Genomic DNA, 15,800 nt, shown 5'->3' on the forward strand with positions numbered 1-15,800 from the left:
TTGATGTTCGGGTGCGTCCGAGGTCCCACGGCGGGCCGTGGGACCTCGGACGCTACTGCGGTTTCTACGCCTCGGGGTCGACGACGGCGACGCGCGCCGCCCGGATGACCCGGTCCGGCGTCCGGTACCCCGGCTGGAGCACCATCTGCACGGTCGACTCGGTGACGTCCGCGGAGTGCGAGTGCATGAGCGCCTCGTGCACCGCGGGGTCGAACGCCTCGCCGGCCTCGCCGTAGCGGACCACGCCGAACCGGCCGAGGGTGCCCTCGAGCTTCTCCGCGATCGAGACGAACGGTCCGGTGAGGTCACCGTGCTGGCGGGCCAGCTCGATGTCGTCCAGCACTGGGATGAGCGCCTCGACGATCGTGTGCACGCCACGCTCGTGAGCGGCGAGGGACTCGGCCTTCGACCGCTTCACGAACCCGGAGTACTGCTGCTCGAGGTTGTAGTAGGCCGCCTGCGACCGCTGCAGCTCCTCGAGCCGCTCGGCCGCCAGCTTCTCGACCGCGACGAGTCCCTCGAGCACGACCTCCTCCTCAGCCGAGGCCGCGATGGACTCGGCATCGGCAAGGATCTGCTCCTCGGGGCTCAGCTCCTCGTTGCGGGGGTCCTGGTCGTCGGGCTCCGTGGTCACTTCGCCTTCTCCTCCTCGTCGTCGACGATCTCGGCGTCCACGACGTCCTCGTCGGCCGTCGTGTCAGCCGCCGGCTGCTCGTCGGCCGGCGCGTTCTGCGCCATGTTGTCCGCCGAGTAGATCGCCTCGCCGATCTTCTGGCTCACTGCGAGCAGGGCCGAGTGCTTGGCCTTGACCTCGTCGAGGTCGGTGCCCGCGAGCGCCGTCTTCAGCTCGGTGACGGCCGTCTTGACCTCGGTCGTGACGTCCTCCGGCAGCTTGTCCGCGTTGTCGGCCAGCAGCTTGTCCGTCGAGTAGGCCAGCTGCTCGGCGGAGTTGCGGGTCTCGGCCTCCTCGCGACGCGCCTTGTCCTCGGCGGCGTGCTCCTCGGCCTCGCGCACCATGCGCTCGATGTCCTCCTTGGGGAGGGCCGAGCCACCGGTGATCGTCATCGACTGCTCCTTGTTGGTGCCGCGGTCCTTGGCGGACACGTGCACGATGCCGTTCGCGTCGATGTCGAACGTGACCTCGATCTGCGGCACGCCACGCGGCGCCGGCGCGATGCCGGTCAGCTCGAACGTGCCGAGCGGCTTGTTGTCCCGCGCGAACTCACGCTCGCCCTGGAACACCTGGATCAGCACCGACGGCTGGTTGTCCTCGGCCGTCGAGAAGATCTCCGACCGCTTGGTGGGGATGGCGGTGTTGCGCTCGATGAGCTTGGTCATCACGCCGCCCTTGGTCTCGATGCCGAGGCTCAGCGGGGTGACGTCGATGAGCAGGACGTCCTTGCGGTCGCCCTTCATGACACCGGCCTGCAGCGCGGCACCGACGGCGACGACCTCGTCCGGGTTGACGCCCTTGTTGGGCTCCTTGCCGCCCGTGAGCTCCTTGACGACCTCGGTGACCGCAGGCATGCGGGTCGAGCCGCCGACGAGCACGATGTGGTCGATCTCCGACAGCTTGATGCCCGCGTCGCGGATGACCGACTGGAACGGCGCCTTGGTGCGGTCGAGCAGGTCCTGCGTCATCTGCTGGAACTGCGCGCGCGAGAGCTTGGTGTCCAGGTGGACCGGGCCGTTCTCGCTCATCGACAGGTACTGCAGCGAGATGTTGGTGCTCGTCGCGGACGACAGCTCCTTCTTGGCCTGCTCCGCCGCCTCACGCAGACGCTGCACGGCGATCTTGTCCTTGGCCAGGTCCACGCCGGTCGAGTTCTTCACCTCGGAGACGAGGAAGTCGACGATCCGGTTGTCCCAGTCGTCGCCGCCGAGCCGGTTGTCACCGGACGTCGCGCGCACCTCGATCGTCGAGAAGCCGTCGTCGTCCTTGCCCACCTCGAGGAGGGACACGTCGAACGTGCCGCCGCCGAGGTCGAAGACGAGGATGAGCTCGTCCTCCTTGCCGCGCTCCAGTCCGTAGGCCAGGGCGGCCGCGGTGGGCTCGTTGATGATGCGCAGGACGTTCAGGCCCGCGATGGCGCCCGCGTCCTTGGTGGCCTGGCGCTCGGCGTCGTTGAAGTACGCCGGGACGGTGATGACGGCCTCGGTGACGGGCTCGCCCAGGTAGGCCTCCGCGTCGCGCTTCAGCTTGGAGAGCACCCGCGCGCTGATCTCCTGCGCGGTGTACTTCTTGTCGTCGATCGTCTGCGACCAGTCCGTGCCCATGTGGCGCTTGACGGACGTGATCGTGCGGTCGACGTTGGTGACGGCCTGGCGCTTGGCGATCTCGCCGACCAGCACCTCACCCGTCTTGGAGAACGCGACCACCGACGGCGTCGTGCGCGACCCCTCGGCGTTGGCGATGACCGTGGGCTCGCCGCCCTCGAGGACAGCGACCACCGAGTTGGTGGTACCGAGGTCGATGCCGACTGCTCGTGCCATGTGTGTGCCTTCTTTCGTGTCGTACTGGGTTCAGGGTGGCCCGCTCTTGAGTCCGGCTGGCTCAAGTCTGCGCCGGCTGGTGGCTCTGCGCAAACTCGAGGTGGTCGAACTTGAGTCTGCATGGCTCAACCTTGGAGCCCGGGGATGCATTCCCGCCTCCGAGTCGTCGTACTCGCCTGCCGGGTTGTCGGTTCGCACCCCAAGTGGCGAGTTTCGCGTTCGACTGTCGGAGGACTGGCGACTTTCGCGTTCCGCTGTCGGAGCTGGACGGTTGAGGCGCCAGCGGTCTGCGAGTGCCGAGGCCGCTCGAAGCCGGCGTGTGGACCTGGCCGCGGTCGCACCAGCCCCTACGCTGCTGGCCGTGGATGCGGCCTTCTTGAGCGTTGCAGGTGCAGTGGGCCTCTTCGTCGCGGGCGCGGTAACTCCGGTCCTCTTGGACGGGCTCAAGGACGTGCTGGCGGAGCGGCGAGCCGCGCGGCGCGGGCGCAGCGCAGAAGTTGCGACGGCAAACGAGCAGTGCCGTGTCCAGCTCGACGCGTTGCGAGCTGCGTACAACGCCCCTCGCGATGCGGACGCGCGGGCCAGGATCGATGCGGCCGAGGTCGCCCTGGAATCCGCGATGGTCCTACTCGCCGAACCAGAACGCGTGCGCATTCGAGAACTTTCCAAGATCATGCAGGTCGCCGACTGGATGTCTGAGCAGTCCACGTCGGCGGTGCAAGGCGGTACCCACCCAGACGGTGCGGGCACGATCCGGTTCCGGTGCGTGCGCGAGGCGCGTGCGGTGCTGGAAGCAGCCCGGCGCGGAGAGGCGTTGCCGGACCGCACTGATCCGATCGTGGAGTACGTCCTGGCCGAAAAGGCGACGCGCGACGCTCTCGATGAGGAGTACGCCGACGGGCCCCAGCATGACGAGGCGATCGCTGCCTGGCGGACACGACACGGGTTGAGTGCGCAGCGCGCGACCACCTAGGCGAGAGAGGTCGGCAGGGTCAAGTCGTCGGCTCCACCTGCGGCATGAGACCGGGCGTAGTCCCTTGTTCGTAACCTGCGCTACGCCTAGCTCAGCTGCGTCGACTCGACCTCCACCATCCACCTGGCGCGTCGATGGGACGATGGCGACATGAGCGATCACCGCGAGCCGCCGATGACGAAGGAAGACTTTGTCCGCGCTCTCGCGGACGTTCCTGGGGCCGGCCCGGTCATTGACGAGCACTACAAGGACATGGAAGGTGAGCTTCTCGGCCACCTGCTCATGGCCGACATGCAGCGCTTCGCCGAAGATCTGCACCGCCGCGGCGACACCGACACCTTGCACCTGCTGCTCGCGGTCGTGGACGCGGGCCTCCGCACCGGCGACGAGTACCTCGTCAATGCCGTCGAGGTCTCGTTCGTGGAGAACACGCTGGTGTGGGACCCCGCCTTCGCCGGCTTCATCTCCGCATGGCCAGCCGCCCTTCAGGCAGTGGCGGACAGCCAGGGCCGATGGAAGCCGCCCACCTCCTGATTCCGCTCGCTACCGAAGCCTTGGTCTGAACTCACGAGCAGCGTTGCCCCGCCCTGTGGGAGCAGAGCAGGGCAACGTGAAGGGTGACGGATCGTCAGCCCTTGCCGAGAGTGGAGCCGGCCTTGCTCTTGGCCGCCTTGCTCGTCGAGTCGGACGCGAGAGTGCTGCCCGCCTTCGACAGTGCTGCCTTCGAGGGCTTGCCCATGGTGATCACCTCCTGCCGTGGGCGTCGCTCACAGAGTGACACCCGGGTCCGACAGACACACCCGCCAAGGGCAACCCGCCGTGCAACAGACCCGGCATCGACGTCGCGAGTCGTTGCTCAGGTGTGGTCGTAGTCACGTGCGGCCGCCACCGCCGCCGCTACGTTCGACACATGGCTCCTCGGCCGCGGTGGTGGCACATCCTCCAGACCTCGAAGAATGAGGTCCGGCTGGCTGTTGACCTCTACAACCGCTCGGGCAACGAGCGACAGCTCGAAGCGTTCATCGTGCACATGACACTCGGCTGGCTGAAGCTGCTCCAGGCCCGCATCGACGAGCAGGGTGGCGACCTCATCCAGCGCGACGCCCGGAACTGGCGGCGGAAGCATCCCGAGGGCGGCTGGCTCTACAAGCCGCTGCGTACCCTGCTGCGCGACGTGCTGGACGAGACTGATCCCCGAGTCGCCAACATCAACTTCTTTGTCGGCCTGAGGAACCAGATCGAGCACCGGCACGAGGCGAAGATCGCGTCGGTCGTCGCCGGCCGGACACAGGCGCTCCTTCTGAACTACGAGACGACGCTCGTCGAGTTCTTCGGCGCGGACGAGGCTCTAGGCACCGAGCTGCGCTTCTCGCTGTTCGTCTCCTCGATCACGCAAGATGCGACAGCGGCCCTCAGGACCGTGCGAGCTCAGGTGCCCCGCGGGGTGCTGGACTGGATCCAGGACTTCGACGCCGCTCTTGAGCCCGGGATCACGGCGGAGCAGAAGTTCGACTTTCGGATCTACCTCATCCCCCACACCGGGCCCAAGACCGATGCGGACGCCGCGATGACGTTCGTCCACGCCGATCAGCTCACACCCGAGCAGAACGCAATCGTTGAGCAAGTGCAGACAATCATCCGTGAGAAGAAGGTGCCGGTAGAGGACCTCAACGGCCTCCTGCCGAAGGCCGTCGTGGATGCGGTCGACACCGCGATCGAACGCCCTTTTACCCTCCACATGCACACGCAGGCATGGCGGTACTTCCAGGTGCGTCCGGCGGCGGACGCACTTAATGCGGCCGCGACAAAATCGGACTTTTGCCGGTATAACCCGGCCTTCAGACAGTACGTCTATACACCGCAGTGGGTCACCTACCTGATCCGACACTTGTCCGACCCCGCCACCTACGACGCGATCAGGAAAGGTTCGAAGCGAACCGCAGCCGAGACGTGACGCGGCTGCGACTGGGTACAGCTACGCGAGGAACCCAGGCAGCGACACCTCATCCGATGCACCTCGGGACGGAACCCTGTGCTGTCCCGTATTGGTGACCTGCGTCTTCCGCGCCCACACCGATGCCCCTTCCCTGGCCTGGTAGCGGCACGCTGCGTCGTGAAGCGGAGACCTCAGCGCGCCGGGTACGGCGAGATGTCGGCCCGCCACTGTTCTGCCGCCCCCAGAAGCTCAGTCCCAGCCACCTTGAGCGGCACTTCGCACTCGTAGAGGTCCCAGGTCTGGTCAGGGCCGCTCGGAGCGGACTCGAGCGAGAGATGAACGCGGATCACCAGGTCGCCCGCGCTAATCTCCGCAACGCTGAACGCAAGGTTGGGCTCGGTGAACGCCAGAAGCCCTTCGCCCTCCGCCGGTGCCTCGGAGGGCAAGATGTCTCCTCGGCTCGCGGCGGTCAGCCAGTCGAGGAGCTCGACGCACTCCCACGTCGTCAGGCACGGATCGTGGAACGACCAGGACCTACCCGTGGGGGTGCGGACCTGACCGCGGACCAGGAGCCAGTTCGCGTCCCAATCGCCTCGGGACGCACTGCCCTGACTGAACTGGTAGCCGGTCGGACGTAGCGCCACGCGGGCACCGTCCCGCGATATCAGTTCCACGCACACAGCATGCCTGACCAGCCACGCCGGCTCAGGCGACGACGAGCCGATCGGGAGGGTGCCTGGAGTGCGACGGCAGAGCCGGGTCGCCCGCACGACCCGCAGGTGGCTGATGGAGAACGACCGCAGCGACACGTAGGACGTGTCTTCCTAGTCGGGTGGGATGTTGCGGCGACTAGGTTCGGCCCATGGTGAGTGAGAGCGTCCAGGACTTCTGCGACTGGTGTTTCAGCGCCTTGGTAGATCAGTCACGGGCACGGTCTCGTTGGCTCGGCTCGCAGCCGAAGATGCCTCGCGACCAGGGCCCGATGCAGTCTGCGGGTGACCCGGCTGAACGGGCTCTCACGGCCGGAGGACAGGGGTGAGAGGTCAAGAGGGGGAGCGTGGGCGCCGATACAGGCGGCATGGCGAGTGACTGGCGGCGCCCGGAACGCTCCATCGAGAGCCTCCTGGGCGGTGTCGACGGCGCCCGCCGGCGGGGACGAGCGCGATCGAGCGTCCGAAGCAGTCGAGTCGCAGGAGCAGGGGCCCAGCAGCGGCGCGGACACAGGGTGGCCGGGACGAGGCGCCGACAGCCTGTACCTCCGTCGATCGCCCCCACGAAGGGTGGCCGCTCCGCCCGCTGGGCGTACGTCACGCTCGGCGTTCTGGCGGCCGGGTACGCACTGGTCCGCGCCGCGGCGCTCTGGGGCTGACCGATCCGACCAGGGCGGCTGCCAGGTCCGACTAGGTTCGAGCGGTGCCGATCTTTGATCTCGACGCCAACGTCACCCACCCGGCGGACTTCAACCTCGTGCGTGGTGGCGGCGTCGCGCTCTACCTCGACCCTGCCGTGCTCAGGGAAGCCGAGGAAGGACTGGACATGCTGGCGTACGACCGCACCCGCATCGACGCGGCGAGCTGGGACGAGCTGACCGTGCATGACGCTGTCGCGGCCGCACTCAACTTTCCCAGCTACTACGGCCGCAATCTCGACGCGATGGCCGACTGCCTGAGCGACGTGGCCCACGGCGACTACGGCTGGAACGTCGAGCGAACTGGCCTCGCCGTCACCGTCGCCAACTTTGGGGCGTTCGCCCGCCGACAGCCGACTCTGGCGACCGTGATCGCGGACCTCTTCGCAGGCACGAGCGGATACGGACTGCTCTTCGGCCACCGCCTCCTCTGGCTGCTTCACGTCGATCAGCCCCACTTCCAGCTCGGACCAATCGGTGGGTGCAACGTCCCTTGGAACGGCCGGGAGTGGAGCGACTCAGCGCGCGGGTGAGGGTCAGTCTCTTGACGTGCTGGGGCACGTCTATGGGTCAGACCAGCAGTCGGTTCCGAGGACCTCGCCTTGACGCTCGACGACGGGCGGCCGGACTCGGCGTCTCCCCCTGTGTGCTGCGGTGCGCATCTCGCAGACGTGTGGCGCTGAGGATTCGGACAACTAGGTGAGACGACGGGTGCTTCCCCTAGTTGTCCCACCTCAGGTCACAGCGTCGGGAGCCGGACAACTGGCATGAGTTCCTACAGGAGGAGAGGTGTCCGGCTGCCGCCGGAGGGCATCAACGCCGAACCCAGCACAACTTGGGAGACACGCTAGGCGCCGAAGTGCGCGGGTCCGTACCTACACGATCACGACCGCCTTCGCCTTGGCGGCGGCTGCTGCTGCCTTTGCGGCGGCCGACTTGGCCGCCCGGTCTGCTTGCAGCGCAGCGGTCGCGGCGGCGAGGACGTCGGCATACATGGCGACGGCCGGATACCGCGCCCGGATCCGGTCCAGGAGCCAACCGTTCGCGGTGAGGAACAGGACCGAGGCGGTTGCTCGGTTGATCGCCGTCTGCGTCACGTCATCCGCGGCGGGGTTGTAGACGTACGCGCACAGTCGCGTCAGGTTCTTGAAGTGCGCGTAGTCGTTCGGCCCGTACGTCCGGGTGATGCCCCCCGCACGGCTCGTCGGGAAGCAGTGGATCTGTCCGAAGACGTTCGCATCCGAGTGGAACGCGATACCCGACGGTGTGACGAGCTCGAACTCCGGGTTCGACGGAGTCAGAGGGAGGCCCTGGTTCGTCAGCGCCTGGACCATCAGCTGCGCGTACTGTCCGAAGGCGAGGGCGAACGTCGCCCGGTCGGAGTCGACCAACGTCGTGAGCTCGGGCTGGTAGACGCTGTCGGCCGCATCGAAATACTCGCTGACCAGGTGCCTGCCGTGGCTCACATGGAACGTGGCCGGCCGGACGATTCCCCCCGGGAGGGTGTACGTGACCGCGACCTCGAGGCGGTTGTTGACGTAGGCAGGCGCCCCCACGGTGACCCCTGCCGGATCGATCTGGGTGTGCGGGTCGGCGACGACGCTGACGGGCTTGGTCAGCGTGCGCGCGCCGGCCGCGTTCCACGCCTCCGCCTGGATCGTGTGCGGGCCGAGCCCGAACCCCGACCAGTCGAACCACCAGCTCCCGTCGGCCTGGCGCGCCTGCTCGAACTGCGGGCCGAGCGTGTTCACGTTCACGCGCACGTTGTTCGTGTCGGGGTCGGGTCTCGTCCGCACGGTGTAGTCGGGAGGCTGAATCCGCTGGCCGCTCTTGGGGAAGAGGATCTCCGGCGTCCGGCGGATCACGCGGGCGAACCCCGCGGGCGCGCAGGCCGACGTCACCGGTAGCCCCACCGCCGGCCGATCCACCGCCGCCGGCGACCGGCGAAGACGCGCGAGCGGAGGTCCGACGATCGACTCGGCGACCCCAGCGGCGCCCCGCGCCGCCCGTTGGCCCGCGGCGCGTTGGAGCCGCGCGAGCGCGGTCTCGGCACGACGGTCCGCGCGGGCCTCTGTGGGGTCGCTCGCACTGCCGACGGTCAGACCGGCAACGGGCGTCGGGCGGAACGGGGTCGGACGGGACGGGGTCCCTGCAACCCCTAGGTCGACGAAACCCACAGCCGGGGCGTCTACAGACGGCGCCCGGCGAGATCGCCCAGGTTGGACGCGTTCCGCCGCACCCGTCATCCCGTGCACGCCTGCGCCCCCCGTCACCTGCGGACCTCCCCGCACCGGTACAAACCACGCGAGAGGAAGTCCAAGATGTCCGATGCTCCTCGGCTTTCGCGTCACGACCATCGGCAATCGCTACCCAAGTACGACTCGCGAGAAGATGCGCGATGTCTTCGCGGCCATGCCAGCGCGCCAAGTGGGCGAAGTTCATCCCGGCTGAGGATTCGGACAACTAAGTGAGACCGCGGTCGTCGCACGTACTTGTCCGTTCGCAGGTCAGGGCCAGACCGCTCGGACAACTCCGAGGAGTTCCTACACGGGTGGTGTCTGCCTGTGCGCGACGGGAAGTCCTACTGGTCCTAGTCGGCGGGCAGGATGGGCGCGGGAGGTGCAGATGAGCGACATTGCGGACGTTCCACCCGCCGTTGTGGGCCGGCTCCGGGTGATCTGCGGGGAACTGCCCGAGGCGTACGAGGAGCCGGCGTGGATCGGCCTGCGGTGGCGGATTCGCCGGCGTACGTTCCTGCACGTCTACACCACCGACGAGAGGCGGTCGGCGTACATCGATCTGGACCATCCGGCCATCCTGATGACCTTCCGGGCGCCGCCCGGAGAGTTGGCCGCGCTGGCGCATGCCGGCCCTCCGTTCTTCCGGGCCGACTGGGGTGTGAATGTCGTGGGAATGGTGCTGGACGACGAGACGGACTGGGTCGAAGTTGCCGAGCTGGTGACGGACAGCTATCGCGTGCAGGCGCCCCGCCGCCTCGCGTTCCGGCTGAAGGGAGGTGGATGAACCGCCGGCCCCGTCCCAGTGGGAACTCACCGGGTTGGCCGGCTGCCCGCCGACGGGGTCCTCACCGGCAGCGGTGCGCAGGGGCAGCCGACGCTCCCTGCCCGGAATGTCAGGCGACAAGAAGTGTGCGAGGCTCGGCGAGCAGGGCCAGCAGCTCGTCAGAAGCACCAGCTTCAATCTGACTTGGAGCTCCGATGGAAGACTTCACCCAGACGCTGGGCGCCGGTCCGCTGCTCGGCATCGCCGCCGCCGCGATCGCCCTGATCCTCGTGCTGGTCATCAGGTTCAAGCTGCACGCGTTCCTGACCCTGATCATCGTGTCGCTGCTCACGGCGCTCGCGACAGGGATACCGCTGGACCAGATCGTGCCGACGCTGGTCACGAGCTTCGGCAACACGCTCGGACCGGTTGCGCTGCTCATCGGGCTGGGCGCGATGCTCGGCAAGCTGATCGAGCACAGCGGCGGCGCGCGGGTGCTCGCTGAGAAGCTCGTCTCCGTCTTCGGTGAGGATCGGGCTGCGTTCGCGCTCGGCGTGGCATCCCTGATGCTCGGGTTCCCGATCTTCTTCGACGCCGGGCTCGTCGTGATGCTGCCGATCATCTTCGCGGTGGCTCGGCGGCTGGGCGGGAACAACGTGCTGCTGTACGGCATCCCGGCCGCGGCCGCGTTCTCCGTCATGCACGTGTTCCTGCCGCCGCACCCCGGCCCCGTCGCAGCGACGGAGCTGTACGACGCCAACCTCGGTCTGGTGCTCCTCATCGGCCTCGCCATCGCGCTGCCGGTCTGGTACCTGTCCGGCTACCTGTGGGGGAAGCGGGTGGGGAAGAAGTACCCGCTCCCGGTCCCTGCGTTGTTCGGCGAGGTCGACCAGGACCAGCCGAGCAATCCTCCGTCGGTCCGCACGGTGATCCTGGTCCTCCTGCTCCCGCTGGTCCTCATCTTCATGAACACCGGCCTCGACGCGGCGGAGGCGGCGGGAGCCGTCGACGGTTCCGCGCTCTGGGTGCAGGGGCTCACTCTCGTCGGCACGTCCGGCATCGCGCTGCTGATCTCGGTGCTGGTCGCCGCGGTCGTGCTCGGCACGCGGCGCGGCGAGACCGGCACTGCGCTCGAGAAGGTCCTCGACTCCTCGCTCGGCCCGGTGGCCTCGGTGATCCTCATCACGGGCGCCGGCGGCATGTTCGGCGGCGTCCTGCGGGCATCGGGCATCGGCGACGCCCTCGCCACGTCGCTGGAGGACATCGGGCTGCCCGTCATCGCGGCGGCGTACCTCATCGCAGTGGTGCTGCGCCTGGCACAGGGCTCGGCCACCGTCGCCCTCGTCACGGCCGCCGGCCTGATGGCACCCGCCGTCGCCGCCGGGGACTTCAGCGCGTTGCAGATCGCCTGCATCGTCCTCGCTACGGCGGCCGGCTCGGTGTTCGCGGGCCACGTCAACGACTCCGGCTTCTGGCTCGTCGGCCGACTGATGGGGATGGACGTGAAGACGACCCTGAAGACCTGGACGGTCCAGCAGGCCCTGGAGAGCGTGCTCGCCTTCGTGCTCATCTCGGTCATCTTCGTGATCGTCTAGACCGTGCGCGATCCCTTCGACGTCAGCGGTCGGCTGGCCCTGGTGACCGGGTCCTCACGCGGCCTGGGCCAATCCTTGGCGACCGGCCTCGCCGATGCCGGAGCACGCGTCGTCCTGCACGGACGGGACCCGGACGCGCTCGCCGCGGCGCAGGCCGAGCTCGCTGCCAGCACCGGCACGGCCCCGGCGACCGTCGCCTTCGACGTGACCGACCCCGCCGCGGTGGACGCCGCGCTGTCCGAGCTGGTCGCGGAGCACGGGGTGCCGGACATCCTGGTCAACAACGCCGGCATCCAGCGCCGGGCGACGTTCGTCGACTTCACCGTGCGCGACTGGGACGACGTCGTCGCGGGCAACCTGTCGAGCGCGTTCTACGTCTCACGCACCATCGCCCGCGGCATGGCCGAGCGCGGCTCGGGGAAGATCGTCAACATCGCGTCGGTGCAGTCCCAGCTCGCCCGGCAGACCATCGCCCCCTATGCCGCCAGCAAGGGCGGGCTGGTCATGCTGACCAAGGGCATGGCCGCAGACCTCGCGTCCTCGGGGGTGCAGGTCAACGCCATCTCACCGGGCTACTTCGCCACCGAGATGAACCGGGCGCTCGTCGAGGACGAGGCGTTCGACGCGTGGGTCGTGCAGCGCACCCCGGCGCGCCGCTGGGGCCGGGCCGAGGAGCTGGTCGGGACCCTGCTCTACCTGTGCTCCGACGCGTCGAGCTTCGTCTCGGGGCAGAACATCTTCGTCGACGGCGGCATGACGGCTGTCGTCTGACCAGGAGGTCGACATGAGGGCACTGGTCATCAGGGGGACGCTCGACCTCGTCGACGCCGAGCTGCCGACGCCCGAGCCCGGTCCCGGTGAGGTCCGCCTGCGGATGGCCTACGGCGGCATCTGCGGATCGGACCTGCACTACTGGGCGCACGGCGCGAACGCGGAGTACGTGCTGCGGGAACCCCTGGTGCCCGGCCACGAGGTCTCCGGCACGGTCGACCTCGACCCGCGCGGTGACCTTGCGGTCGGTACCCCGGTGGTGGTGCACCCGGCGCGGTTCGGGCTCCCTCAGGCCGGCCTGGAAGCCTCTCCGCACCTGTGGCCCGGCGGCTCCTACCTGGGCAGCGCGGCGACCTGGCCACACACCCAGGGCGGGATGAGCGAGTACCTCGTCGTGCGGCAGGACATGGTGCGTCCGCTCCCCGCGGACCTGCCGCTGCGGCGGGCCGCCCTGGCGGAGCCTCTCGCCGTCGCGCTGCACGCCATGACGGTCGCGGGCGACGTCGCCGGCGCTCGGGTGCTCGTGTCGGGGTGCGGACCGATCGGCCTGCTCGCGGTCGCGGCCGCCCGGCGGCGCGGGGCCGCCGAGATCGTGGCGGCCGACGTGCTCGCCGGCCCGCTGTCCCGGGCGGTGGGAGTCGGTGCGGACGCCACCGTCCAGGTGGGCGCCGAGGCCCTTCCGGACGGGGTGTTCGACGTCGTGCTGGAGTGCTCCGGGGTCCCGGCCGCGATCGGGCCGGCGCTGCGCGGTGCACGACGGCGCGGCGTGGTCGTCCAGGTGGGCATGGTGCCGGACGAGCCGCGACCGGTGAACCTCGCCGCGCTCGTCTCGCGCGAGCTCCAGCTGCGCGGGACGTTCCGGTTCCACGACGAGATCGACGAGGCGATCCGGATGCTGACGGATGATGTGGGTCTGGAGGCGGTCATCACCCACGAGCTGCCGGCGGACCAGGCCGAGCAGGCGTTCCGCACCGCGCAGGACTCCGAGGCGTCCGGCAAGGTCCTGGTCCGGCTCTGGCACGACGGCGAGCTCGTGGGCGACCACCGGGGTGACCAGGGGTCCGCGCCCGTCGCGGAGCAGCGACGGACGGAGGGCACGGCATGAGCGGAACGATCGAGGACGGCCAGCGCCAGGTCGGCAGGAGCGCGGACCAGCACGCGGCTGCGGCGCCCGGGATGGTCGTCATCGGCGTCGACCTGGGCACCACGAGCACCAAGGCCGTCGCCTTCGCCACCGACGGGACGCCGGTCGCCTCACACTCCGCCGGCTACCCGCTCGAGGAGCCCCACCCCGGCCACGCCGTCCAGGACTCCTTGCGCATCCTGGACGCGGTGCTGGAGGCGGTGCGCACCGTGGTCGCGGAGGTCGGCGCCGCACGGGTCGCAGGCCTGTCGTTCAGCGCGGCGATGCACAGCGTCATCGGGCTGTCCCCCACCGGCGACCCGCTCACCGAGGTCGTCACGTGGGCCGACACCCGGTCCCGTGCGCAGGCAGAACGGCTCCGCGCCTCTCCGGGAGGCCTCGCCTTGCACCGCCGCACCGGGACCCCGCTCCACCCCATGTCGCCGCTGCCCAAGCTCATCTGGTTCCGGGAGCAGGAGCCGAAGCTGTGCGAGGGCGTCGGCTTCTGGGTCGGCATCAAGGAGTTCGTGCTCCTGCGCATGTGCGGTGCCCTGGTGACCGACCACTCGATCGCCTCCGCGACCGGCCTGATGACCATGGCGACGCTCGCCTGGGACGACGAGGCGCTCACCCTCGCCGGCATCACCGCCGACCAGCTGCCCGAGATCGTCTCCACCACCACGGTCCTGCCCGGGCTGACAGCCGACGCAGCCGCTGCGATCGGCCTGCCGGAGAGCACGCCGGTCGTCGTCGGGGGCGCGGACGGACCGCTGGCCAATCTCGGGGTCGGCGCCGTCCGGCCCGGCGTGGCAGCGTGCTCCATCGGCACCAGCGGAGCGCTCCGGGTCGCCGTCGAGCGGCCGGCGGTCGACCCCCTCGGCGGCGTTTTCTGCTACGCCCTGACAGCCACCCGGTGGGTCGTCGGAGGCGCCATCAACAACGGCGGGCTGGTCCTGGGATGGGCGCACGACGCCCTCGCGCCCGAGCTCACCGACCCGCCCGAGCCCGAGCTGCTGGCGCTCGCCGCACGCGCGGCGCCGGGGTCCGGCGGGCTGCTCATGCTCCCTTACCTGCTCAGCGAGCGGGCGCCGCACTGGAGCTCACTCCCCCGCGGCGCGTACGTCGGGCTGACGCGCGCGCACCGGCGCGAGCACCTCGTCCGGGCGGCGATCGAGGGCGTCTGCCTGCAGCTGGCGCTGGTGCTCGGCTCGATGCGCGCCGCGGGCCTGGAGGTCACCGAGATCCGTGCGACGGGCGGCGTCATGCGCAGTCCGTTCTGGCGCCAGATGCTCGCCGACACCCTCGACATGGACGTCGCCTTCGCCGAGGGGCACGAGGGGTCCAGCTTCGGCGCAGCCCTGCTCGGGATGGAGGCGCTCGGTCTCATCCCGTCCATCGACGTCGTCGCGGACATGATCGAGATCGAGGAGGTCGTGCGGCCCCGCCCCGCGGCCGCTGCGGTCTACACCACGCTGCTGCCGGTCTTCACCGAGCTCTACGACGCCCTCGTGCCAGCCTTCACCTCGCTGCGCCGGCTGGCGCCGTCGCTGCCCGCCGACCTCGACGACCCACCCGCCTGAACCTGAGTGCCCCACGCCGGGACGCCACGACCTGTTCGACGAGCTCGAGCCGGGCGCCGGGCGCAACCTCGCCGTCGCGCAACGACCGCTGCTGTCACCCCTCCGGAGGGGGCGGCTCTTTGATGGGCGAGGTCGCGGCGCGATCGCGCTGCTGGTGGCAGAGAAAGCGCGGCGTCGCTGCTCCTGTCCGTCCGAATCTCTGCGGGGCCGCTGTCGATCGGGCCGTCAGCCGTTCGTACAGAGGGTGAAAGAGGCCATCACACCGGAAGGCGAACACCATGCGCACGCTGAAGCTCATCGAGTTCCTTACCCTCGACGGGGTCATGCAGGGTCTGGGATCCCCCGACGAGGACCGCGACGGCGGGTTCGAGCACGGCGGGTGGGCCGGACCCTACGGCGACCAGGTCCTGATGCAGGCCGCCGTCGAGGGTCTCGCCTCGACCGACGCCTACCTGTTCGGGCGTCGGACCTACGAGAAGATGGCCGCGTTCTGGCCCTTCCAGCCGGACGAGAACCCGATGGCGGCTCACCTGAACGCGACGCCGAAGTTCGTCGCGACCCAGACCGCGAGAGACCTCACGTGGGCCGGAGCCCAGGTACTCGACGGTCCGCTCGGGCCGGCCGTCCAGTCGCTGAAGGAGCAGGGCGACGGCACGATCGCCGTGCTCGGCAGCGGCGTCCTCGCGCAGGACCTCATGGCACTCGACCTGGTCGACGGGTTCAGCCTCTTCCTGCACCCGCTCCTGCTCGGCACCGGAAAGCGCCTGTTCCGCGAGCTCGACGCCCCGAGAGCATTGCGCCTCGTCGACTGCACCCCGACGACGACCGGCGTGCTGCTCCTCGAGTACGAGCCGGCGAGAGTCTCGACGACCGAGTGAGACGACGAGCAACCTGTCCGTGTCCGGCCGAAGCGCCCCG

14 protein-coding genes are annotated in these 15,800 nt (G+C 69.4%); 10 read left to right on the plus strand and 4 right to left on the minus strand.

The features are described from left to right. Positions 1–64: 64 nt before the first annotated feature. Positions 65–634 (minus strand): nucleotide exchange factor GrpE, encoded by a 570-nt coding sequence (gene grpE, locus CXY01_RS05200; protein ID WP_146925985.1) that lies wholly within the window; start codon positions 632–634, stop codon positions 65–67. Further along, positions 631–2,493, minus strand: coding sequence for a molecular chaperone DnaK (gene dnaK, locus CXY01_RS05205; protein ID WP_146925986.1), 1,863 nt, complete (start codon positions 2,491–2,493; stop codon positions 631–633). The genes grpE and dnaK overlap by 4 nt, the downstream gene beginning before the upstream one ends. Positions 2,494–2,854: 361 nt before the next feature. Between dnaK and CXY01_RS05210 the strand changes: the two genes are divergently transcribed. The 3 genes from CXY01_RS05210 to CXY01_RS05220 all read left to right on the plus strand — a co-directional run bounded on the left by CXY01_RS05210 (position 2,855) and on the right by CXY01_RS05220 (position 5,420). Next, a complete protein-coding gene (locus CXY01_RS05210) occupies positions 2,855–3,466 on the plus strand; it encodes a hypothetical protein (protein ID WP_146925988.1) in 612 nt (203 codons plus the stop codon). A gap of 150 nt (positions 3,467–3,616) precedes the next feature. After that, positions 3,617–4,000, plus strand: coding sequence for a DUF7674 family protein (locus CXY01_RS05215; protein ID WP_146925989.1), 384 nt, complete (start codon positions 3,617–3,619; stop codon positions 3,998–4,000). Between the two features lie 376 nt (positions 4,001–4,376). Further along, entirely contained in the window at positions 4,377–5,420 is a 1,044-nt protein-coding gene (locus CXY01_RS05220) for a DUF3644 domain-containing protein (protein ID WP_146925991.1), read from the plus strand. A 173-nt stretch (positions 5,421–5,593) separates the two neighbouring features. On the opposite strand, the gene CXY01_RS05225 is transcribed toward CXY01_RS05220, so the two are convergent. Beyond that, positions 5,594–6,076 carry a WapI family immunity protein gene (locus CXY01_RS05225; RefSeq protein WP_146925992.1) on the minus strand — a complete coding sequence of 161 codons (483 nt, stop codon included), beginning with the start codon at positions 6,074–6,076 and terminating at the stop codon, positions 5,594–5,596. Between the two features lie 739 nt (positions 6,077–6,815). On the opposite strand from CXY01_RS05225, the gene CXY01_RS05230 reads away from it, so the two are divergent. Then, positions 6,816–7,343, plus strand: coding sequence for a barstar family protein (locus CXY01_RS05230; RefSeq protein ID WP_146925993.1), 528 nt, complete (start codon positions 6,816–6,818; stop codon positions 7,341–7,343). 342 nt (positions 7,344–7,685) lie between these two features. Here CXY01_RS05230 and CXY01_RS05235 read toward each other — a convergent pair whose 3' ends face one another. Beyond that, the gene (locus CXY01_RS05235; protein ID WP_146925994.1) at positions 7,686–8,675 is read right to left on the minus strand and encodes a hypothetical protein; all 990 of its coding nucleotides are present in this window, start codon (positions 8,673–8,675) and stop codon (positions 7,686–7,688) included. Positions 8,676–9,435: 760 nt separating this feature from the next. Here CXY01_RS05235 and CXY01_RS05240 point away from each other — a divergent pair. The 6 genes from CXY01_RS05240 to CXY01_RS05265 all read left to right on the plus strand — a co-directional run bounded on the left by CXY01_RS05240 (position 9,436) and on the right by CXY01_RS05265 (position 15,760). Continuing rightward, on the plus strand, positions 9,436–9,834 hold the full coding sequence (locus CXY01_RS05240) for an MmcQ/YjbR family DNA-binding protein (protein ID WP_146925995.1): 399 nt from the start codon (positions 9,436–9,438) through the stop codon (positions 9,832–9,834). A gap of 194 nt (positions 9,835–10,028) precedes the next feature. Continuing rightward, positions 10,029–11,408, plus strand: coding sequence for a GntP family permease (locus CXY01_RS05245; RefSeq protein ID WP_146925997.1), 1,380 nt, complete (start codon positions 10,029–10,031; stop codon positions 11,406–11,408). A gap of 3 nt (positions 11,409–11,411) precedes the next feature. After that, positions 11,412–12,179 (plus strand): SDR family oxidoreductase, encoded by a 768-nt coding sequence (locus CXY01_RS05250; protein ID WP_146925998.1) that lies wholly within the window; start codon positions 11,412–11,414, stop codon positions 12,177–12,179. A 13-nt stretch (positions 12,180–12,192) separates the two neighbouring features. Continuing rightward, complete coding sequence (locus tag CXY01_RS05255; RefSeq protein WP_146925999.1) at positions 12,193–13,284, plus strand: L-idonate 5-dehydrogenase; 1,092 nt, start codon at positions 12,193–12,195, stop codon at positions 13,282–13,284. Beyond that, positions 13,281–14,882: a gluconokinase gene (locus CXY01_RS05260; RefSeq protein ID WP_146926001.1), complete on the plus strand. Its 1,602-nt coding sequence runs from the start codon at positions 13,281–13,283 to the stop codon at positions 14,880–14,882. The genes CXY01_RS05255 and CXY01_RS05260 overlap by 4 nt, the downstream gene beginning before the upstream one ends. Positions 14,883–15,160: 278 nt before the next feature. After that, complete coding sequence (locus CXY01_RS05265) at positions 15,161–15,760, plus strand: dihydrofolate reductase family protein (RefSeq protein ID WP_146926002.1); 600 nt, start codon at positions 15,161–15,163, stop codon at positions 15,758–15,760. Positions 15,761–15,800: the final 40 nt, after the last annotated feature.

The organism is Cellulomonas xylanilytica (assembly GCF_007989805.1).
Lineage (GTDB): Bacteria > Actinomycetota > Actinomycetes > Actinomycetales > Cellulomonadaceae > Cellulomonas > Cellulomonas xylanilytica.

What these genes read in the sequence shown, in the direction of transcription:
- CXY01_RS05265 (WP_146926002.1), top strand. Translation starts at nt 15,161, where the DNA reads ATGCGCACGCTGAAGCTCATCGAGTTCCTTACCCTCGACGGGGTCATG.
- CXY01_RS05260 (WP_146926001.1), top strand. Translation starts at nt 13,281, where the DNA reads ATGAGCGGAACGATCGAGGACGGCCAGCGCCAGGTCGGCAGGAGCGCG.
- CXY01_RS05245 (WP_146925997.1), top strand. Translation starts at nt 10,029, where the DNA reads ATGGAAGACTTCACCCAGACGCTGGGCGCCGGTCCGCTGCTCGGCATC.
- CXY01_RS05220 (WP_146925991.1), top strand. Translation starts at nt 4,377, where the DNA reads ATGGCTCCTCGGCCGCGGTGGTGGCACATCCTCCAGACCTCGAAGAAT.
- CXY01_RS05255 (WP_146925999.1), top strand. Translation starts at nt 12,193, where the DNA reads ATGAGGGCACTGGTCATCAGGGGGACGCTCGACCTCGTCGACGCCGAG.
- dnaK (WP_146925986.1), bottom strand. Translation starts at nt 2,493, where the DNA reads ATGGCACGAGCAGTCGGCATCGACCTCGGTACCACCAACTCGGTGGTC.
- CXY01_RS05240 (WP_146925995.1), top strand. Translation starts at nt 9,436, where the DNA reads ATGAGCGACATTGCGGACGTTCCACCCGCCGTTGTGGGCCGGCTCCGG.
- CXY01_RS05215 (WP_146925989.1), top strand. Translation starts at nt 3,617, where the DNA reads ATGAGCGATCACCGCGAGCCGCCGATGACGAAGGAAGACTTTGTCCGC.